16 protein-coding genes are annotated in these 21856 nt (G+C 62.3%); 2 read left to right on the top strand and 14 right to left on the bottom strand.

Annotation, left to right across the window (positions count from 1 at the left end):
- Positions 1 to 207: 207 nt before the first annotated feature.
- From AC3EA7_RS13980 to AC3EA7_RS13925, 12 genes are all read right to left on the bottom strand, one after another.
- Positions 208 to 486, bottom strand: a complete 279-nt coding sequence (locus tag AC3EA7_RS13980; RefSeq protein ID WP_488614676.1) for an HU family DNA-binding protein — start codon at positions 484 to 486, stop codon at positions 208 to 210.
- Positions 487 to 614: 128 nt separating this feature from the next.
- Positions 615 to 3533 carry a type IV secretory system conjugative DNA transfer family protein gene (locus AC3EA7_RS13975; protein WP_488614675.1) on the bottom strand — a complete coding sequence of 973 codons (2919 nt, stop codon included), beginning with the start codon at positions 3531 to 3533 and terminating at the stop codon, positions 615 to 617.
- Positions 3530 to 3949 carry a hypothetical protein gene (locus AC3EA7_RS13970; RefSeq protein WP_488614674.1) on the bottom strand — a complete coding sequence of 140 codons (420 nt, stop codon included), beginning with the start codon at positions 3947 to 3949 and terminating at the stop codon, positions 3530 to 3532. The genes AC3EA7_RS13975 and AC3EA7_RS13970 overlap by 4 nt, the downstream gene beginning before the upstream one ends.
- Positions 3936 to 4178, bottom strand: a complete 243-nt coding sequence (locus AC3EA7_RS13965) for a helix-turn-helix domain-containing protein (RefSeq protein WP_488614673.1) — start codon at positions 4176 to 4178, stop codon at positions 3936 to 3938. Before AC3EA7_RS13965 ends, AC3EA7_RS13970 begins: the two co-directional genes overlap by 14 nt.
- Positions 4179 to 4936: 758 nt before the next feature.
- Positions 4937 to 6226: a phosphopyruvate hydratase gene (gene eno / locus AC3EA7_RS13960; RefSeq protein WP_488614672.1), complete on the bottom strand. Its 1290-nt coding sequence runs from the start codon at positions 6224 to 6226 to the stop codon at positions 4937 to 4939.
- 316 nt (positions 6227 to 6542) lie between these two features.
- A complete protein-coding gene (locus AC3EA7_RS13955; RefSeq protein WP_488614671.1) occupies positions 6543 to 7616 on the bottom strand; it encodes a phosphotransacetylase family protein in 1074 nt (357 codons plus the stop codon).
- A gap of 68 nt (positions 7617 to 7684) precedes the next feature.
- Positions 7685 to 9781: an acetate--CoA ligase alpha subunit gene (gene acs, locus AC3EA7_RS13950; RefSeq protein WP_488614670.1), complete on the bottom strand. Its 2097-nt coding sequence runs from the start codon at positions 9779 to 9781 to the stop codon at positions 7685 to 7687.
- 101 nt (positions 9782 to 9882) lie between these two features.
- The gene (gene leuS, locus AC3EA7_RS13945; protein ID WP_488614669.1) at positions 9883 to 12597 is read right to left on the bottom strand and encodes a leucine--tRNA ligase; all 2715 of its coding nucleotides are present in this window, start codon (positions 12595 to 12597) and stop codon (positions 9883 to 9885) included.
- A gap of 42 nt (positions 12598 to 12639) precedes the next feature.
- A complete protein-coding gene (locus AC3EA7_RS13940) occupies positions 12640 to 13464 on the bottom strand; it encodes a class I SAM-dependent DNA methyltransferase (protein WP_488614668.1) in 825 nt (274 codons plus the stop codon).
- A gap of 216 nt (positions 13465 to 13680) precedes the next feature.
- Complete coding sequence (locus AC3EA7_RS13935) at positions 13681 to 13992, bottom strand: DUF5615 family PIN-like protein (protein WP_488614667.1); 312 nt, start codon at positions 13990 to 13992, stop codon at positions 13681 to 13683.
- A gap of 20 nt (positions 13993 to 14012) precedes the next feature.
- Positions 14013 to 14243 (bottom strand): DUF433 domain-containing protein, encoded by a 231-nt coding sequence (locus tag AC3EA7_RS13930; RefSeq protein WP_488614666.1) that lies wholly within the window; start codon positions 14241 to 14243, stop codon positions 14013 to 14015.
- 155 nt (positions 14244 to 14398) lie between these two features.
- Complete coding sequence (locus tag AC3EA7_RS13925) at positions 14399 to 15427, bottom strand: ribose-phosphate diphosphokinase (protein WP_488614665.1); 1029 nt, start codon at positions 15425 to 15427, stop codon at positions 14399 to 14401.
- A 767-nt stretch (positions 15428 to 16194) separates the two neighbouring features.
- On the opposite strand from AC3EA7_RS13925, the gene AC3EA7_RS13920 reads away from it, so the two are divergent.
- Positions 16195 to 17229, top strand: coding sequence for an aldo/keto reductase (locus tag AC3EA7_RS13920; protein WP_488614664.1), 1035 nt, complete (start codon positions 16195 to 16197; stop codon positions 17227 to 17229).
- A 21-nt stretch (positions 17230 to 17250) separates the two neighbouring features.
- The gene (locus tag AC3EA7_RS13915) at positions 17251 to 18066 is read left to right on the top strand and encodes a hypothetical protein (RefSeq protein ID WP_488614663.1); all 816 of its coding nucleotides are present in this window, start codon (positions 17251 to 17253) and stop codon (positions 18064 to 18066) included.
- Positions 18067 to 18136: 70 nt separating this feature from the next.
- Here the strand turns inward: AC3EA7_RS13915 and fusA are convergent, their stop codons facing one another.
- Together fusA and AC3EA7_RS13905 are read right to left on the bottom strand one after the other, a co-directional pair.
- Positions 18137 to 20242, bottom strand: coding sequence for an elongation factor G (gene fusA / locus AC3EA7_RS13910; protein WP_488614662.1), 2106 nt, complete (start codon positions 20240 to 20242; stop codon positions 18137 to 18139).
- 169 nt (positions 20243 to 20411) lie between these two features.
- Complete coding sequence (locus AC3EA7_RS13905; RefSeq protein WP_488614661.1) at positions 20412 to 21776, bottom strand: bifunctional folylpolyglutamate synthase/dihydrofolate synthase; 1365 nt, start codon at positions 21774 to 21776, stop codon at positions 20412 to 20414.
- Between the last annotated feature and the right edge of the window lie 80 nt (positions 21777 to 21856).

Here is a 21856-nt window from a genome sequence, read left to right as displayed (position 1 = left end):
CAAGATTGAGCGAAAGCTGAGTCGCCATTATCGATCTCTCAAACATATGCTGGCTATGAACAGATGTGCGCTCAGTATACCTCAATACGACGCCTTTTTCTTCACGCGCTGACGCCGTTGAGTAGACAGATGGCACTGTAGTGATAAAATGCGTCAGCGAGACGATCGCTGACGCATAAGGCGCTACCGAATGGTCCGACGTGAACCTCAGCCTTCCTTGACGGCGTTCTTCAGCGTACTGCTGGCGCTGAAGCCAGGGGTACGGGTCGCCGGAATGTGGATCTTCGATCGCGTCTGTGGATTCACCCCATCGCGCGCCTGGCGCTGCCGCACTTCGAATGTGCCGAAGCCGGTCAGGGTGACTTTCTCACCGCGCTTCAACGCCTCGGTGATGACTTCCAGCGCCGCATCGACGATTTCCTTCGTCTCCTTCTGCGACCGGTTCGCTCGTTCGGCGACTGCCTTAATGAAGTCGGTCTTTTGCATCCTGGGTCTATCCTTTCCGCAGATCTGTCGTATGACTTTTCCTCTTCAATACGCAGTATACAGCGTTTGTCAAGTATATTTCCTCATCAGGACGCCGTGAAATGCCATCGAACGTTTTCAACTCGATTTTAAGGCTTTCTGATGCGATCCTTTTGACGCCCGCGCAGGTATTCAGCCGCAGCCAGCGCCTGTGGACGCGCTGCATACAGGCGCGAAAGCCAGCGTTGGCGCTCCAGCCGGTCGGGAATGCAGCCAGGATGATCCAGAATGTACTGGCGCTGGCAGCGCCTGATACACTCCCAGCGGCTCAACAGCCGACGCCAGTTTCCATCATCGAGCTGCGCCAGTTCTCTGGCAGCGCCAGTACTGTTGCCGGTTTCATAGACGACCCGTGTAATGAAGCGATCGGCTGGATCGCTGTCATCTGGCAGGACGCTGTGCCAATCGGGTCCGGCATAAGGTGGTGGCGGCTCTTCCTGTGCCACGGGCCAGGGAAGCGGTTGCATCGAAAACGGTCCTGCGACTGTGCCGCGACAACGCAGGACGGCGTACTGGTGGTCGTTTGGCGGTTGCCCGCTCAGGTCGGCGGCAGTGAGACCGCTGGCAGCGTAGGCGCGCGCATACATGCCTGCATCGGGTTCCTGGGTTTGCAACATAATCCGGTTACCCGCATTGATCAGCATCAGGTCGCGCAGATCGCCCAACTGCGCCAGCGCCTGGTGCGCATAGATCGCCGGGATGCCCAGCGAGCGCAGACGGGTGATGGCAATTGCCATGTCGCTTGTGTCGCTGTTGCCGATCAGCACCTGCAATTCGTCGATGATAAGCGGATAGTCGTGGCGGGTCTGGTCGCCGCCGCTCCGGCTGAACGCGGCGCGCACGAAAGCCTGAGCAATCAACATTCCGACGGCGCCTGCCAGCCCGCCAAGCGCCACATCCGGCAATGGCACAAGCACGATCATACGGTTGGCAATCATCTGCGCCAGATCGAGCGTCGGCTGCGCCTGCGCCACCAGGTAGCGCGTTGTTTCAGGGGTCAGCAGCGCATCGAACCGACGTAACAGCGCATCGCAACTGGATCGTTGCCCTTCGCCCAGGCGCGGATAGGTTTCGCGCCAGAAACTGGCGACTTCGATATTGCGCGTCGATTGGAGCAATACCTCGCGATACGCTTCGTCGAGGAGCGCCTGCTTGACATGCGCCAGCGTGGGGTGCGCTTCGCCTTCGAGCACCAGCAGCGTTGCCATGCGCGCGAATTGTTGCATGCCGGGCGAACGCTCCCATGTTCCCGGATCAATACGCGCAAAGGTTGCCAGAATCTGCCCCAATGCCAGGTCGGCGCCGCCTGGCTGCGCGACATTCACGCCAGCCAGCGGATTCAGTCCAATGGGCCAGGCGGTATCGAGCGGATCGAACAGGATCAGACGCGCTTCATCCGCTAACGGGATAAACCGGCGCACCGTATCGATCAGACTGCCGCCCCGGTCGTCGCCCTTGCCGTCAATCAGCATAAACCCGTGTGGCACGAGTTGCAGACACAGGTTTGCCAGCAGTCGGCTCTTTCCGGCGCCCATGCCGGCGGTCAGGTGAAGGATCTGCCGCAGATCGCGCAGCGTCGGTCCCACCGGCGCGCTATGTCCATCGGTATGAGCAGCGTAGCCCACCACGATACGCTCCGGGTCATTGCCGCAAAATGCGTGCGGCGGCGCTGCAATTCGGCGGCAGGGATCACACCGCACCAATCCGCTGGCGAGCATAGATGCCGGGTTCCAGAGATACCCGAGTTCCCCGGCGGTCAGAATGTCTGGTCCACGCCAGAGGCGGAACGGCAACAGGATGGCAGGCGGCGGCGCAACGAGCGGCATGCGCAGAGCGGCAACGATATCGGCTGCGTTTTCGCCGGAAACCTGGCGCGCTGATATGCGACCACGAGGGACGAGACGTTGCAAACGGCTGGCGGTACGTTGCTGAAATGCGCCAAGTGCGTCGCCGATCGCGTGCAGCGCTGTCAGAGCGTCATCGAGGCATTCGGCGACGGCGGTTGCCACAATAGTCGCTTCGAATGCCGCATCGCCGAGTTTTGCCTCGATAGCGGCAATGTCCGGCGTCAGCGCATAATCCTGGCGCTGTTCGAGCGCCAGTTTCAATGCCGTTGCGCGCGCGCGCCACTGCCGCCCCAACGCCCAACTCGTCATCCCCCCCTGAGGGCGCAATGCCACCTCCAGACCGGCATGCGCCACGCTGCCATAGGGTCGCACCGCTGCCAGCAACACGCCTGCCAGTTCGGTTTCGACGGCGACGGTCGGCGCGTGGAGCGGGTAGGCTGGCGGCAGCGCCAGCGCAAAATGCTGCCAGGCGATCCAGCGCCCTGGCAGCGCCGCAGCCAGAAGCGGGTCATCAGCAGCGTTGACCAGCGTCCCTGGCGCACTGCTACGAACTACCCCGTCCAGGACGATCATGGCGCGTTGCCGCTCCTCCGGTGCGCCGATAATCAGCGCACCCAACTCGGCAGGCAGGTCTGGCGCGCCGCTGACGAGCAGCACGTACCGTGGCGTGGCATGCGTCCAGTGACGCGATGCCATGCCGCCGTGGATTAACCGCATGAGCGAACCGGGCTTCGTGGCGAGTCCGGTGCGCTCTGTCGGGCGGATGGTCGGGCGGACCCGCAGGCAGAGCGGAGCGCTCATCGCACGCCGCGCTGCGTGGCGCGCGAGAATCGCTGCTGCCAGTGCAAACAACAGTTCACCCAAAAGAACCCACAGCGCTGCCTGCGCGCCGATGACAACGACTGAAAAGATCGCCGGTTCAAATACATAGCGTAGCAACGCAAGCGAAGCGATTGCCGGATCGTTCATCAGGCGAAGCGCCGAGAGCGCCCCCTGCGGCGGGGTGGCTACGAGCAACGGCAACGCCACAGGGCGAGTGAATGCCAGCGCAATACTGGCAAACGCCAGCGCACGTACAATGTGTAGCGGCAGATCGGGCTGCGGCGGACGACTTGCCGGCGGCGGATTGGGCGCTGTGCTGCGAAGCGCTCCCCGGTTCATAACGCCTCCATGCACACCGACCGAACCTGTGTTGCGATCCAGGCGATGTCATTACTGCAAAACGGGCGCGGTTCACGCCAGCGCAACGCTTCAGAACGCGGCTCGATCAGCACGCCTGCCCGGTCGAGCCACTCCATGAGCAGACCGGCGTGGCGGCGCTCTTCCGGCTCGAGCAGTGCAGCAATGCGCCCTTTGGTAACACCCGGCGGTGAGGCTGCCATAATCGCCGGCGCCGTCGCCAGCAACGCGATAATCGCTTCAAGACGCTCAACCGGCAGCAATGACAGATTGGAGGGCGACGAACCGCCATCGGTCGATGCGCCATCGGCGGCGCAGCCGGTCGTTACTGAATGCGCCGCATCAAGCGCACGCATCAGGGCATCAATCAACGAGTCGCGACAATCAGAAGGCATCATACTGATCACCCGGCTTTCGACGCAATGCCGCTTCGAGTTCCGCGCGCGCCACCCACGTCCGCCCGTCGCTCGTCCTGGACGGAAACGCGCCCGCGCGAATCCACGCCAGCATCGTTTCGTCGGTGACGCGGTACAGTTCTGCTGCTTCGCGCAGCGACAGCCACTCTTGCTGCCGTAGCGTGTGTCGCACGAGATCGCTCAGCGATGTCCATCGCTGTCGTTGAGCCATGGCTCACCTCCATCAGCCATTCAACAAACGTATCCCGATCACAACGCCAGACGCCTTGCGGCACGACCTGGACACCCGGCAACCGTCCGCAGCGGAGCATATCGTGGAACCAGGTTCGTCCCATGCAGGCGATGGCATCGTGAGATGTCAGCACGCCGGGTAATGCACTGCCGCCGCCAAGCGCTTCGATGCGTTCTATGGCGCGGCGCGCTCGCTGTTGAGCAGTGCGAGGAAGAGGCGGCATTGTCTACTCCTTTCGCTTTGAGCACGTGAGGATTTTTCCAAAAGGAATCATTTGCGGCCAACCGGTGGAGGATGCACGAAGCACCACACCGATGGGCCGCAGATCGGGACGTATGGTCTGCAATAGAACTGTGTTACGGACGGTAGTATAATCCTAACCTCTTCTTAACGAAAGAGGTCATCGTGTCCCTTGTTCAGTTGACAGACAGGCGTATCTCTGGTGGTACCAAAGTCATGGAGGAGTGCGAGTCTGTGAGACGATAAACAGGCTTGCAGATTCGCGCGCGGCTTCAGGAGGATCGTGCGTTGTCAGGCAGGTGATGCATGGCGACGTTGCTCTGAAGGAACGTCTGTTCTCCTTTTCCGATCAGCCGCTGTTGAAGGAGAACACAGCCGCCATCGCGTGGGCAAAATGAGACCCTCGATTTTCTGCGGTTAAGGGAACACAACGTGTGGAGAGTGTTGGAGAGGGGACGTGCGGGTGCGGCGTGTTGACGCACCCGCGCCGCCATGATTCACCGCGCAACGCGGAATGCGCCCATGCCGGCGTAATGCGCCGCAGTGTCCAGTTCTTCTTCGATGCGCAGCAGTTGATTGTACTTCGCCACTCGATCGGTGCGCGCCGGCGCGCCGGTTTTGATCTGCCCGGCGTTCGTCGCCACCACGAGATCGGCGATGGTCACGTCTTCGCTCTCGCCTGAACGATGCGAGACAACCGCTGTCCACCCGGCGCGGTTCGCCATGCTGATCGCGTCGAGTGTTTCGGTGAGTGTGCCGATCTGGTTGAGTTTGATCAGGATCGAATTGGCGGCCTGTTCGGAGATGGCGCGCGCCAGACGCTTCACATTTGTCACCAGGAAATCGTCGCCGACCAGCTGGATGCGATCTCCCAACCGCGCGCGCAGCAATTTCCATCCCTCCCAGTCTTCCTCTGCCAGCCCGTCTTCGAGTGAGATCAGCGGGTAGCGCGTGGCGATGTCCGCCCAGTATTCGACCATCTCGGCGCTGGTCAGCGAGCGCCCTTCGCGTTCCAGATGGTATTTGCCGTCTTTGTACAGTTCGGTGCATGCCGGGTCCATCGCCAGCATCACCTGCTCACCAAGTTGATAGCCGGCGCGTTTCACGGCTTCGGCGATGATCTGCAATGCCGCCTCGTTGGTCGGAAGGCTTGGCGCAAATCCGCCTTCGTCCCCGACATTGGTGCTGCCGCCGCGGTCGTGGATTACCTTCTTGAGGCTCTGGTAGATTTCACTGCCCCAGCGCAGCGCCTCGCGGAACGATGGCGCCCCGACCGGCATGATCATGAACTCCTGGAAGTCGGTGCTGTTCTGTGCGTGTTTGCCGCCGTTCAGAATGTTCATCATGGGAACGGGGAGTACGTGTGCATGCACGCCTCCCAAATAGCGATACAACGGCAATCCGTGCGCCGCTGCCGCCGCTTTCGCGCACGCCAACGAAACCCCCAGAATGGCATTGGCGCCCAGGCGCCCCTTGTTCTCGGTACCGTCGAGGTCGATCAGCATCCGGTCGATGCGCACCTGATCGGCGGCATCTTCCCCTTCGAGCGCCTCGGCGATCGTGGTGTTCACGTTTTCGACGGCTTTCAGCACGCCCTTGCCGCCATACCGTCCCTTGTCGCCGTCGCGGAGTTCCAGCGCCTCGAATGCGCCGGTCGATGCGCCAGACGGCACGATGGCGCGCCCCATATCGCCGCTCTCCAGATACACGTCCACCTCGATCGTCGGATTGCCGCGCGAGTCGAGCACTTCGCGCGCGGTGATCGCTTCAATCGTCGTGTCTGCCATGGTGTCTCCTTTTGTTTGAGCCGTTGCAATGCATTTGCACCTGTCATCCTCTCGCCTCTTGCCCGATCTTCTGAACCACAGAGGCGCAGAGGACACTGAGAGAAGCATCTTCGTACCCGATATGTGCGCAAGCGGCCCGCTTGCTCCTGGCTGGCGCCGCCGTTGGGTGCAGCATCGCCGCCGGGCGCGGCATTGCCGTTGGGCACGGCGGCGGCGTGCCCCTACGTGGCGCTGCCCTACGGTTCACGGGCGCCGCTGCCGGGCCGGCGGCGGCGTGCCCCTACCTGCAACCTTCCCACCTTCCACCTTCCAACCCTCACCCCCGCACCAATCCCAATTCATCGTACAGACGGTTGAAATCGAACGACTCGTCGAGCATTTGGGTGAAGCGGGCAATCTTCGATGCCTGTTTGAAGCGAATATGCCCGAAGACGCGCTCGCTCCGCTCAACGGTGGTCAGGGTATCGTCTGAGACGATGATGACCGGCACCTGCTGTTCCTCGGCTTTGTCGAGCACCGTCGCTGGCGGACGAATGCTGCCGGTCAGCACCAGCGCCGAGGTCGAGGTTTCGAGCGCAGCCAATTGCAGGTCGGCGCGGTCACCACCGGTGATGACGACTTTGTTGGCGCGGCGGCGGAAGTGCGACAGTGCGGCTGCGCTCCCCATGGCGCCGATCACAAGGTGTTCCACCTGGCGCTCGCACCACTCCGGTCGCCCGATCATCTGCCCTCCCAGGAATTCGTACAGGTCGGCGACGGTGACGCTGGCAAGTTGCGGGTCCTGCGGCAGCACCGCAAATACCGGCACGCCGCGCTGTTCCAAAAATGGCACAACGCGGTTCCTCACAAAATCGAGCTTCGGCGCTTCGACTTCGTTGATCAGAATCCCGAGCAGCCGGTCACCGAGGTAGCGTTGCACCGCCAGCATCGCGTCGAGCGACAGCGGCGACCGATAGAGCGTCACCAGCAGCACCGGCGCTTCCAACATGTCGGACACCTGATCGGCGGAGAGATCGACGACCGATCCTTCAGCCCAGGTGTTGGCGCCTTCCACAACCAGCAGGTCGCGGTTACGGGAGACGGCAAGGTACGCTTCGCGCAGGCGGCGTGCGAAGTCGGTCGTTGCCTGCCCGCGCATAATCTGTTCGACTGCCCCTTGCGTGACGAGCACCGGCGCAACGTGTTCCGGCGGATCGGGCAGGGCGAAGTGCTCGCGGATGAACGCTGCATCATCGTCGTGCACACTGGTTTCGGTGCGGGTCACCGAAACGCTGACCGGCTTCATGTAGCCGATGCTGAAACCGTCGCGTTGCGCGCGCGTGAGCAATCCCACGCATGTCGCGCTCTTCCCGACAAACGTTTCCGTCGATGCAACGTAGAGGGTAGCCATCGCCTGTCTCCTTGCCGAACGAAAAATGATCACGCGCTGTTGTCTGATGCGTGTTTTCCGATGCTCGCTCAACCATGCAGAATGATCCGCGCGTCCAGCACTGTGGCCCCTTCGCCGCGGTTATACACCACCAACGGGTTGATGTCCATCTCGACAATCTCGGGAAAATCGGTCACCAATTGCGACATGCGCAGAATAATCTCTTCGGCGGCAGCAATGTCGGCTGGCGGTTCGCCACGCACACCGCGCAGCAGTGGAAAGGCGCGAATGGCACGCACCTGCTCCGCCGCCTCCTGGCGCGACACCGGCGCCAGGCGGAAGGCGATGTCTTTGAGCGCCTCGACGTAGATGCCGCCCAATCCAAAGGCAATCAGCGGACCAAACTGCGGGTCGCGGCTGACCCCGACCAGCACCTCGCGCCCTTTGCGTACCTGCTCCTGCACCAGCACTCCCCAGATGCGCGCCTCGCGGCTGTATTTGCGGGCGCGGTATTCGATCAGTTCGTAGGCGTCGCGCGCGGCTGCGCTGTCGTTGATGCCGAGTTTGACGCCGCCAATATCGCTTTTGTGCAGAATGTCGGGTGATGAAATCTTCATCACAACCGGGAAGCCAAGGCGATTGGCGATTTCCGCTGCTTCCTCCGGCGATTGCGCCAGAAATGATTTTGGCAGGCGCATCCCGTAGGCTTCGATCACCTCGCGCGCTTCGAGTTCGCCAAGCTCGACTCGTCCTTCACTGCGGACTCGCGCAAAGAGTGCGCGCACCCGTTCGGTATCGACCTCGAAACGGACGTACTCACCCGGTGGACGCTCGACCCAGCGCCGTTGCGCCACCATCGCCCCCAGTGCAGCGACGGCGCGTTCGGGGAAGGCATAATTTGGGATGCGATGGTCATTCAGAATGCGCAGCGCTTCCCCAATTGTTGCTGCGCCCATAAAACTGGTCACAACCGGTTTAGCGTTTCCGTCGGCGAGATCCACGATCGTTTGCGCGATCTCCTCTGGTTTGCTGACCGCCTGCGGCGTGAACAACACGAGGACGGCATCGACATTCGGATCATCGAGCGCGGCGCGCAGCGCAACCCGGTAGCGATCGGCGCGCGCGTCGCCAATGATATCGATTGGATTGTAGACACTCGCGGTCGGCGGCAATGCTGCGCGCAGAACCTCCGTCGTCGCCGGCGTCAACTCCGCCAGTTGCAACCCGCCGCGTTCGGCAGCGTCGGTAGCGATGATGCCCGGACCGCCCGCATTCGTGACGATTGCCAGGCGATTGCCAGAGATAAGCGGCTGATAGGCGAACGCCAGCGCGAAGTCGAACAATTCCTGCATCGAGCGCGCGCGCAGCACGCCGCTCTGGTCGAATGCCGCTTCGTAGGCATGCTCGGCGCCTGCCAGCGCCCCGGTGTGTGACGAGGCAGCGCGCGCGCCCGCTTGCGTCGCGCCGCTCTTGATGGCGATCACCGGAATCTGTTTCGTCACCCGACGCGCCACGGCGACGAAGTCATCGCCATTGCCAATCCCTTCCAGGTACGCCAGAATGACCCGGTTGTTCGCTTTGTCGCACCCCCACGCTTCCAGAAGCGTCACCTCGTCTACGTCTGCTTTGTTTCCCAGGCTGACGAAACGCGAGAAGCCAATCCCCTGCGCCTTGCTCCAGTCCAGAATTGCGGTGCAGAGCGCCCCCGACTGCGACATGAAGGCAATCTGCCCGGGATGCGGATAGAGCGCCGCGAATGAGGCATTCAGACGGGTTGTGGTATCAATGACGCCCAGGCTATTGGGACCGATCATGCGCATGCCGTAGCGTTGCACGATCTCGAGCAGGCGCATCTCCAGCGCGCGCCCTTCTGGTCCGATCTCTTTGAATCCGGCGCTGATGACGACCAGACCCTTGACGCCGGATTTGCCGCATGCCTTGGCAACATCCGGCACAACCGTCGCTGGAACGACGACCACGGCCAGATCGACCGGTTCGGGAACCTGCTCGACCGATGGGTATGCTGGAAGGCTCAGGATATGCGTCGCGCCCGGGTGAATAGGGAAGATGCGACCGGGATAGCCAGCGTCGAGGATGTTCTTGAGGATGCGGTGTCCCAGTTTCGATGGATCGGGTGATGCGCCGATCACGGCGATGGAATGCGGTGCGAAGATCGCTTCCAGCATACCCTGCCTTTCTGCCCTCATCCCCCGCTCCCCTGCTCCCACGCTGCGGGAGAAGGGGGATGAGGGCGATCTGACACCTCAAACAAGCGATCTCATGGACGCTACACTACCACATTTACCAGTTTCCCAGGAACCACAACAACCTTGCGCACGGTTTTGTCACCGACAAAGCTGAGCACACGCGGGTTCGTCAGCGCCCATTCGCGCAGTTGCTGCTCATCGGCAGTGGCAGGCGCCAGGATTTTGCCGCGCAGTTTGCCGTTGACCTGCAACACGATCTCGACTTCGTCGAGCGCCAGCGCCGATTCGTCCCATTCGGGCCATCCGGCGTCGTAGACGCTGCCGGTTCCGCCGCACCAGGAGTGCAACTCTTCCGCCAGGTGCGGCGCAAAGGGCGACAGCAGCCGCGCAAACGTCGCCGCTGTCTGCGCAAACACCGGCGTCACTCCGCCTGCCTCGGCACGGTAGCGGCTCGCCTCGTTCAACAACTCCATCAATGCTGCAATTGCGGTATTGAAGCGAAACTGCTCCGTATCGAGCGTCACCTTGCGGATCGTCTCGTGCAGTTTGCGGTACAGCGCGCGTTCCTCGCCTTCAGGCGCGGCGCCGTTGCTGGAGTTCAGCGTTGCGACGATCGCGTCCCGATCGGGGCTGAACAGCGCCACAATCCGGTTCAGGAAGCGTTGCGCACCGGCAACCCCCTCGTCGGTCCATTCCATGCTATTTTCTGGCGGCGCTGCGAACAGCACGACGATCCGCGCCACATCGGAGCCGTACTGCCGCACGAACGGACCCACCGGAATACCGTTGCCGGCGCTCTTCGACATGGTGACCGGACCAGACACAGCAGTGACGCTGCCATCGCTCTCCTCTTCCAGAGTGTAGCCGCGATCTTTCAGCAACGCGCGCGCCTGATCAACGCTTTGCGCATCGGCGGGCAACTCCAGTTTGCGTCGCAGTTCTTCGGGGAAGCGCACCATCCCCGGGGCAATGACTTCGAGCGGCGTGCGAACGCGGCGCTGCACCATGCCCTGAGTAAACAACGCCCTGAACGGTTCGTCTTCGGGCACCAGCCCTTCGTCGTACAGCACCTTGGTGATAAAGCGCGAGTAAAGCAGGTGCAGGATCGCATGCTCGACGCCGCCAATATACTGATCGACCGGCATCCACTGGCGCGCCGCCTCGCGCGAGAAGATCTCGCGGTCATTCTGTGCATCGCAGAAGCGCAAGAAATACCAGGACGAGTCGACAAACGTGTCCATGGTATCGGTATCACGCCGCGCCGGTTGACCGGTCTCTGGATCGATCGTGTTGACCCAATCCTCGGCGGCTGCCAGCGGGCTTTTACCTTTTGGCAGGTAATCCTGCACTTCGGGCAACACGACCGGCAACTGATCCTCCGGCAGCGGCTTGATCGTCCCGTCCGGCATGTGCAGCATCGGGATGGGCGTCCCCCAGTAGCGCTGACGGCTGATCAGCCAGTCGCGCAACCGGTAGGTGACGGTTCCTTTCCCTTTACCGTTCGCTTCCAGCCAAGCGATGGTCGCTTTGACGCTCTGCCCTTCGCCTTTGCCAGCCGGGATGCCATTGATCGGTCCCGAATTGACCATCACACCATCGCCGGGCCAGGCTTCGGTCATGGTGTCGCCATCCAGCGTGGCATCCGGCGGTTGCACGACGACGCGCACCGGCAGACCGAACTGGCGGGCGAACTCGAAGTCGCGCTGGTCGTGCGCGGGCACCGCCATGATCGCGCCGGTTCCATACCCCATCAACACATAGTCGGCAATCCAGATCGGGATGCGCTCGTCATTGACCGGATTGATCGCGTAGGACCCCAGGAAGACGCCGGTTTTTTCGCGCGTGGCGCTGGTGCGCTCGATTTCGCTCTCCATACGCGCGCTGGCAATGTATGCTTCGACCTCGGCACGGCGTTCGGGCGCGGTCAACTTCGCCACCAGCGGATGCTCCGGCGCCAGCACCATGAACGTCGCGCCCCACAGCGTGTCGGGACGGGTGGTGAAGACGACAAGCGGCTCGGCGTCGGGAGGCGGCGGCGCGTGCGGGTCAGCATGGGGCGGCAGCGCCAGGAACGTGACCTCGGCGCCTTCGCTTTTGCCGATCCAGTTGCGCTGCATGGTCTTGACGTTTTCGGGCCAGTGATCCAATTTGTCCAGGTCGTTCAGCAGGCGCTCGGCATACGCCGTGATTCTGAAGAACCACTGCTCCAGTTCGCGTTTCTCGACCTTCGCGCCACTCCGCCAGCTGCGTCCTTCGGCATCGACCTGCTCATTTGCCAGCACCGTCTGGTCCACCGGGTCCCAGTTGACCGTCGCTTTTGCGCGGTATGCCAGACCCTTGCGATAGAGCAGCAGGAACAGCCACTGATTCCAGCGGTAGTAGTCGGGGTTGCAGGTGGTTACTTCACGCGACCAATCATACATGATGCCGGCAATCTCGAGCGACTTCTTCGATTCGGCGATGTTGCTGTAGGTCCATTCACGCGGATGGCGGCCATACTTGATCGCGGCATTTTCCGCCGGCAGGCCAAAGGCGTCCCAACCGAAGGGATGCAACACATCGTAGCCGCGAATGACATAGTAGCGGGTCAGCGCGTCGCCAATGACATAATTCTTCAGGTGACCAATATGGAGGTCACCGCTGGGATAGGGGAACATTTCGAGGATGTAGCGCCGTGGTGCGCCGGCGCGGCGCCCCGCTTTGAAGATGCCTTCGCGCTCCCAGAACTCACGCCATTTCGGCTCGATCGCCGGATCGAACCGTTCGATACGCCGCTTCGTCCCTGTGTCGCTCACGGGTCCCTCCGCTGCACAAATGATTGCAGGAATGAACAGATGTCACAACCGGTCTATCGTGGCGATATACACCAGACGTTCCGGCAATGGCGCATCATCCGCCGTGCTTTTTCCGTCCACCGCCAGGCGCTCGATGAGCGCAAGACCGTTGATGGCAAGCGCCTGACGGATCTCACCATCGCTCCAGGCGCGTTCGATATGCGTTTCCTCGCCACGCTGCCAGCGATGATCGTCACTGCGCGTCAACCAGACGATCCTGCCTTCGCCGAGACGGGTGACCGGGTTGTATGCCAACCGATGGTACACCAGACAGTCGTCGCTCTCGTCGATCACAACGTCGCGCCCGTCCCACTGTGCAAACGCCGCTTCGGTATTCACATCGAACACCACATATCCATCGGGCGCAAGGGCGCCCCGGATTCCGGCAAAGAGGCGCTGCAGGTCGCCGTCTGCGGTCAGATAGTTGATGGCATCGCCAAAACACGTGATCAACCCAAAACGATTGGCAGGATCGAATGGATGCTGTGCTGTACTGCTTCGAAGCGCGCCACCTGCGACGAGATGCTCCAGATCGCGCATATCCGCTTCGATGAACGTCACCGCCAGCCCTGCGTTGCGGGCGCGGTCACGGGCAATCCGCAGCATCGCCGGCGAACGATCCAGCCCGATTGTCGCAATCCCGGCAGCCGCGAGCGTCAACGTTGCGCCGCCTGTGCCGCACGCCAGGTCGAGCGCGTGGTGCGGCGCCACGCCGTGCGTGCGGCGCCACGCCAGCGTCAGACCTGCCAGATACGCCCCAAAGCGCTCCTGACCGATGCGGTCGTAGATTGGCGCGTATGAATCATATGCCTGGCCGGTATCAGCCATATGGCGCGCCGCCCCCTGCGTCCGATTGCGGCATTGATACGGGTAAAGTATACCACACTTGCGGGGGATGAGCCGAAGGAGAGACGATCCGCTCACCGTGTCAGCCCGCGCGGCGGCAAGATGGTATGCACCGAGAAGCCGCTGTGGATGCGCTGAATGACTTCCGCCAGCATGGGCGCAACCATGAGGAGGCGCAGGCAGGGTGAGGGCTATCGTTTATTCAAACAACTCAAGCGTACCGATAGTCGGATCGGCAGCAAAGTTGGTAATGGCCATATGCCCGTTTCGCAATGCCCGTTCGATATCACCAGTCGTGCAATTACCTGGGCGCAGCCAGAGAATCTTCGGCGGAAAGCCGAGCAACACGTTTATATCGCTGAAATCGGAGTCTTTGGTAACGATGATGTAATCGTGCGTCTGAGCATACTGCCAGACTGTTCTATCATCGGCTGTAGCGAGACCAACCAGAGAAACATGGCTGGTGTCTGAATAGAGATCAGAAAGAGAACGCACCAGACGTGGCGACATGTTGTGGTCGAAAAGCAACCTCATACATGCGCAATAAGCGATTGCCGTTCCCTATCGGCAGCGTAGCTCAGGCAAGCCTGAATATCCTCTTCCGTCAGGTAGGGGAAATCCGCAAGAATCTCTTGCGGCGTCATCCCGGCAGCAAGATAAGAGAGGACATCATAGACAGTGATGCGCATACCGCGGATCGTTGGCTTGCCGCTGCGTTTGCCTGGCTCAAGCGTGATAATTGTGTGATAGGATGCGCTCATAACGACCTCTTTGCCTCGACCAATCCGCATCTTTGTTCACGCTTCGCAATATCTGCCATTGTACCACGTTCCCGGGTTCAGGCAAGGGAGTCTCTGCGCTTTTGCGCCTTTGTGTGAGTTAGAGAGATACGCGGTCTGGTGCGCCGTACAGCCGCTCACCGCGCCAGGCCGCGCGGTGGAAAGATCGTATGCACCGAGACGCCGCTGTGGATGCGCTGAATAACTTCCGCCAGCAAGGGGGCGACCGTCAGGATGCGCAGGCCGGGCCACGCTTTTTCCGCCGGCACCGGCAGCGTATCGGTGGTTACCAGTTCACGGATGGCGCTGGCGCGCAGGCGCTCCGCCCCATCGCCGCCGAGCACCGGATGCGCGACCGCCGCGTAGATCTCGCGCGCGCCGTGGCGTTCGAGCAGTTCGGCGGCGCTTACCAGCGAGCGTCCGGTGTTCACCTCATCATCTACCAGAATGCAGCGTCGTCCGGCGACATCGCCGATCAGCGACATTGCAGCGATGCCGTTCTCGCTCTCAGCGTCGGCGCGCGCCGGGTGGCGTTTTTCGACGATCGCCAGCGGTGCGCCAAGTTGCTCGGCAAAATTGCGCGCTCGCTTGGCAAACCCGATGTCGGACGACACCACCGTCACATCGTCCCAGCCGCGATCACGGAAGTAGCGCACCAGCAGCGGCATGCTGCTCAACTCATCGACGGGAATGCTGAAGAATCCCTGAATCTGCCCAGCGTGCAGGTCGATCGTCACCACCTGTTGTGCTCCGGCGACCTGAATCATATCGGCGAGCAGTCGCGCCGTGATCGGCACGCGCGGTTGGTCGCGCTTGTCGGTGCGCCCATAGGCGTAGAATGGCAGCACTGCGGTCACCCGCCCGGCGGATGCGCGTTTGCATGCGTCGAGCATGATCAACAGTTCGAGAATGCGGTCGCTCAGCGGCGACGCCAGCGATTGAATGACAAAGACATCCTTCTCGCGGATGCTTTCATTCAGGCGCACGAAGATATTTTCGTTGGCGAAGCGGGTGATCGTGACATCGCCCAGGCGCACCCCCAGGCGACCGCAGATAGCCTGCGCCAGCGCCGGGTTGCCATTGCCCGAAAGAATGCGAAGCTCATCGAAGCGACTGCTCATAAATCCCTCCTGGCGCACTTTTGTCTGATGTACGGTGACGATCATCTGGGCGCTCCTACGGCGTGAGTCCGGGCATGAATTATCGGACGACATCCTGGCGCTGTGGGCTGCCCTTGCTCAGGTCTGTCAAGCCCCGGTGGGGTTGCCACGCGCACAGGATGGGGCAGCGGCGCGGGAAGACGGCGTTATGTTGTCCACAATCGCGCTTTTTCCTTGCCCTGACGCCTGGCGCCATACCCGACGCGCCGACGAGACTCGAAGCACACAGGTGTCGTTGTTGGGGATGCGTAGCGCCCGCTGCGCATTGCGACGCCAGCTGCTTTCATCCCTCCGCCCCCTGCTCCTCCGCCAGGAGAAGAAGAGGTTGGTAAGGCATCCTGATACCCCGAACAAATGATCTCCTCTTATGGATAGCCCCTCCGGGGCTTGCACTTGCGGTGAGCGCCGTCGAACTGCGTCCTCATGCCAGGTGGCGTTCAGTCAGACAAAATGTTCGAGCGTTCGTTGTGCAAGGCGCAACGGTCAACGCGCACCGGCAGGTGTGTCGTGGACGAATGACTGCGCCTTGGCATCAGCATCTCCTCCGGGGCTTTCACTTGCTCAGCGAGGGCTTTCGCCCGCAGCAATACGGCGTTTCGTGACAAGGCATGTCTGCGCTCCCACGACGCGCGATGCCATTGCAACAACATGATGTGCCGGGCGCCCACGGCAGGGCGCTTCTCCGGCGCGTTCCATTCCGCTTCCTTCGTGCCTGTCACCCGTGGCGACGGGCGTATTGTAGTCCAATCATCCGCCGAGAGCAACGTGGTACAATGGTGGCGTTCCACACACTGGTGCAGCGTGGCGAAGCGGCTGTGCTGCGAGAGGGGGATGTCATGCAGTACGCACGTCTTGGTCGCACCGGTCTCCGTGTGAGTCGGCTCTGCCTGGGCACGATGAACTTTGGTCCGCTCACGAGTGAAGCCGACAGTTTCGCCATTATGGACCGGGCGCTGGAACTTGGGATCAATTTCTTCGACACGGCAAACGTCTATGGCTGGAAGACCGGCGAGGGGATCACCGAGCAGATCATCGGGCGCTGGTTTGCTCAGGGCGGCGGACGGCGCGAGAAGGTCGTGATCGCTACCAAGGTCTACGGCAAGATGGGCGACTGGCCCAATGAGTCGCGGCTCTCGGCGCTGCATATCAGGCGCGCCTGCGAGGGCAGCCTGCGTCGCCTGCAAACCGACTATATTGACCTGTACCAGATGCACCATGTTGATCGGGACACGCCGTGGGAGGAGATCTGGCAGGCGATGGAACAACTGGTGCGCGAGGGGAAGGTGTTGTATGTCGGCAGCAGTAACTTCGCCGGCTGGCATATTGTTCAGGCGAACGAAGAAGCGCGCCGCCGCAACTTTATGGGGCTGGTGTCGGAACAAAGCCTGTACAACCTGTCGGCGCGCATGATCGAACTCGAAGTCATTCCCGCCTGCCAGAGCTACGGCGTCGGCATTATTCCCTGGAGTCCGCTGGGCGGCGGGCTGCTCGGCGGGGTGTTGCAGAAGGCTGCCGAAGGACGGCGCGCCGATGCACGGATGCAGGAGCGTATCGAAAAATATCGCCCGCAGCTCGAAGCCTATGAGGGCTTTTGCCGCGAACTCGGCGAACAACCGGCTGATGTGGCGCTGGCGTGGCTGCTCTGGCAACCCGCCGTCACTGCGCCGATCATCGGTCCGCGCACCGTCGAACAGTTGAATGGCAGCCTGCGCGCGCTGGAGATCGCACTGGACGACGAGGCGCTGAAACGGCTCGACGCTATCTGGCCCGGTCCGGGCGGACCTGCGCCAGAGGCGTATGCATGGTGACGACCCTTCAGGAGCAGCATTATGAGCACCCGCTTCTCACGTCCTCGCCTGATCGACGAGACCGACCAGCGCTACCGCGCGCACGTCGAGCAGATGAAACTGTTGCGCAGCAATCAACGCGCCATCCGCCCGCCGCGTGCGCGCGACCTGTTCGGCGGCGAGGCGGAAGCGGCGCTCCGCGACTGGCTGGCGCAGCAGGTCACGCTTTCGGAACGGCGTATCGTCGAATACCTGGAGCATCGCGGACGGCAGGCGGTCACCAAATACCGTGAACTCGACGCCGTGTGGCTGCCCGAACCCAAAACGATCCACGTCTTCGAGATCAAAGCCAGCATGAAGGCTGCCAGCCTGCGCCGCGCCATCCGTCAACTGCGCGACACGCAGACCATCCTGCGCATGCTGTTCCCCCGCGTCCACACCACGATTCTGCTGGTCGATACCGGCATTCCGCAGACGCCGGAAGAGGCGGCGGCGCAACTCGCCGAATGGATTGCCCGGCATCCAGAACGCCAACCACCGACCGAACCGCCGCCGACGCTCGCCGATGTCCTTGCGAGTCTGCCGCAGGTGCGCCTGTCGGACTCGCTCGCGGCGCTGCCGGATAACCCCGACCTCGTCGGGTTGATCCGGTTCTCGGTAGACGACATCATTACGCTGGCAGGCGCCGAGAACCTGCACCTCGACTGGGACGAGGACGACGAAGAGGAAGAGGAGGCGGACGCCGGGTCCGGCGAAGCCGAGCGGTACGTCTACTCCTCTGAGTCGGAGGCGGACGACGAGGACAACCCGCTCGCAGCGGCGCTGCGGAAGGCAATGCAGGATCGTGCGAAGGAATGATGCCCTCGCCCCACCGGTAAAGCCGTTGCATTGCAACGGCTTTACCGGTGGGGCGAGGGCATCATTGCGCCTAATGCCCGGAACTGTGCTCCTTCTTCTGCGCCTCGATCAGCGCCTGCATCAGGTGCGGCGGTACGTCCTCATAATGGTCGAACACCATCGAGAAGCGCCCGCGCCCCTGGGTCAGCGACCGCAGGTCGGTCGCGTACCGTAACACCTCGACCAGCGGCGCCTGCGCGGTGATCGTCGTGCGCCCGCCCTCCGCCGGCATCATGCCCAGCACGCGCCCGCGACGGGTGTTCATATCGCTGATAATGTCACCGGCATACTGCTCGGGCACGGTGATCTCGAGCTGGTAGATCGGCTCCATGATCGTCGGGTTTGCTTTTTGCGCCGCGATCTTGAACGCTTCGTGCCCGGCGATCTGGAACGCGATGTCCTTGCTGTCGACTGGGTGCATCTTGCCGTCGAACAGTTCGACGCGCACGTCGACCATCGGGTTGCCTGAAATGACCCCTTCGGTCATAGCAGCGCGCACCCCCTTTTCAACCGACGGGATGAACGCCTTGTCGATCACGCCGCCGACAATCGAGTTGACAAATTCGAGCGGATCGGTGCGGTTCGGATCGGGTGGAAGCGGCTCGATGCGAATCGTCACATCGGCGAACTGCCCGGCACCGCCGGTCTGCTTTTTGTGGCGGTACTGCGCTTCGGCTTTGCCGCGGATCGTCTCGCGGTAGGGCACGCGCGGCAGGTCGAGTTCGACATCCACGCCGAACTTGCGTTTCATGCGCTCAACGATGATCTGCAGGTGCGACTCGCCCTGCCCAGAGAGGAGACTCTCGCCGGTGATCGGGTCGCGTGAAACGCGCAGGCTTGGGTCTTCCTCGACGACATTGTGCAGCGCATTGCCGAGCTTGTCGAGATCGGCGCGCGTTCTGGGCTTGACCGTCGCCGTGAATGCCGGCGCCGGAAACGCGATTGGCGCAAGCTGGAGCGGCCGGTCGCGCGAGCAGAGGGTGTCGTTGGTGCTGACATCGCCGAGCTTGGCGGCCATGCCGATGTCGCCCGGACCGATCAGCGCAACGGCGGTTTGCTCTTTGCCGCGCACCGCGTAGAGTTGCCCGATCCGCTCTTCTTTCCCCGTCCGCGGGTTGAAGACAGTCGAGTTGGCGCTCAATTCGCCGCTGAACACGCGAATGTACGACATCTTGCCGTAAGGATCGACGATGGTCTTGAACACCAGCGCACTGAGCGGTTCGGAAGCGGCCGCCTTGAGTGTGACATCCTTGCCGGAGACCAGGTCGCGCGCCTGCACCGGCTTATACGCCGCCGAGGGGATGCTGTCGAGAATGCCGTTGAGCAACTGCGCCATTCCCGCCACCTGCAACGCCGACCCGCAGAAGACCGGGACAATCGAGCCGTTGGCGATCCCTGCGCGCAGACCCTGGTTCAATTCTTCCTGGGTCAGCGCATCGGCGCCGCCATCGAGATATTTCTCGATCAGGTCATCGTTCGTGGCTGCGATCCGATCGACCAGTTTTTCGCGCCACTCCTGTTCAAGGTCGAGCAATTCCGGCGGGATATCCGCCTCGACGAAACCGCCGTCGTGCTTTTCGGAGATCATCCAGGCGCGCTGACGGCGCAGCGAGATGATGCCGGCAAATTCGCGCTGCTCGCCAATCGGCAGTTGCATCGGCACGACCGCCTCATCGAGGATCTGCCGCGCCTGTTCGATGCAACGGAAGAAATTGGCGTTGTCACGGTCGAGTTTGTTGATGAACAGCAGGATCGGAACGCGCGCCTTGCGCGCCATTTCCCACACCAGCTCCGTGCCGACCTCAACGCCGCCAGCGGCGTCGAGCACAATGATCGCAGCATCGATCACGCGCATTGCGGCGGCCATTTCGCCAACCAGGTCGGCGTAGCCGGGAACGTCGATCAGATTGATCTTGGTATCGTGCCACTCGACCGGTGCAACCGCCAGGTTGATCGACATACGGCGTCGCTGCTCTTCCGGGTCGTAATCCGAAACGGTGTTCCCATCTTCGACGCGACCTGCGCGGGAAATCGCCCTGGCGGTGAGCAGCAACGCCTCGGTCAGCGTCGTTTTCCCGCAACCGCCATGGCCGAAGAGACCGATCGTGTGGATGAGGTCCGGTCCATATGCTCGCATAATGTCCTCCTCGACAGTCGTTGGACAGGAAGAGCGCCTGCTTGTGAGCAGAACGCATCAGATACTCGTGGGGCAGACGTGTTGCACGCTGAGGGTGACCCGCCTTTCCAGCAGAACGGTGGAAGGTTAAGTGGCAATTATACGCATTTTCACGGGCGGGTCAACCGCTTCAATCTTTCTCTTCCGCCAGTCCCAACGCCTCGCGCGCGGCAGCGACGATGAACAGCGACCCGGTGACGCAGACCAGATCGTCGGGTGTGGCAAGGGATCGGGCGCGCGCCAGCGCATCCGCCGGATCGAGCACAATGTCGATTGGCGTGTCGCTGCGCACCAGCGGCGCGAACTGCTGGCGCAGATCGTGAAGCGCCACCAGCGCGCGCGGGTGGCGTGAGGCGGTCAGCACCAGCGCATCGACCGCCGGCGCCAGCGCCGGCAGCATGCGCGCCAGGTCCTTGTCGCGCGACGCGCCAAACACCACCACGCGCTTCCTGCCGGGAAACATGCGGTTGAGCGATACGACGAGCTGGTGGATCGACTCGCCGTTGTGTGCACCATCGAGCACAATCGGCGGCGCGCCGTTGATGATCTCCATCCGTCCGGGCCAGCGCGTCTCTGCCAGACCTGCCGCAATCGCCGCGTCGCTGATCGGCGACCCCATATCACGCAGGAGCAGCGCCGCAGCGGTCGCCAGGCGCGCATTCACGATCTGGAAGGTCCCGGCAAGCGATGGCGTGAGGTCGCGCTGGAACCGCTGCTGCGGTTCGACTTCCAGATAGTGCTCAACCGGAATGCGCCATGCGCCGGGCTGAAACGGCTCATCTGGAACAGCAGGCTCTGGCGTTGCCTCACGCACCACGTAGAGCGGCGCGCCGATCTCTGCAGCGCAGCGGATCAGCACGCCAAGCGCCTCTGGATGCTGCGGCGCGCTGATTGCCGGTGCACCGGGTTTCATGACGCCCGCCTTTTCCCAGGCGATCTGCTCTAGAGTGTCGCCAAGCAGGTCCATGTGGTCATAACTGATCGGCGTGATGACGCTCAGGATCGGCGTGACCACCGCTGCGCTGTCGAACCGGCCGCCGACGCCGACTTCGAGGATCGCCAGATCGACGTTGCGTTCGGCGAAGTAGCGCAGCGCCAGCGCGAAGCCAATCGCAAACGTCACCGGCGCGCCGATGGGTCCGTTCGCCAGCGATTCGACCACTGGCCGGATCGACTCGACGGCGTGCACCAATTCGTCGCGGGTGATCGGTTGGCGGTTCACCTGAATGCGTTCGCAGTAGGTGTGCAGGTGCGGCGATGTCCACAGACCGGTGCGCAGCCCGGCAGCGCGCGCTATCGCCTCCAGAAATGCCGCCGTCGAACCCTTGCCCTTCGTGCCGGCGACGATCACCGACGGCATCGCGTGCTGCGGGTTGCCGAGCGCAGCCAGGAGGGCGCGGGTGCGCACCAGATTGAGCATTGGCGGCGGTCGCTGCGCGCCCTGCTGCCCGCCAATGAACGAGTAGAGATAGTCGAGCGCCTGCTGGTAGTCCATACGTTCTCCGTTGCGATGATGCGAGGTGACAGCATAGCGCAGCGCGGGTGCAGCGTCAAGCGTCGAAGGGAACATGCTAT

Source organism: Roseiflexus sp., assembly GCF_057785375.1.
Note: the sequence above shows the minus strand (reverse complement) of the source record. Positions and strands in the feature narration are given on the sequence as shown.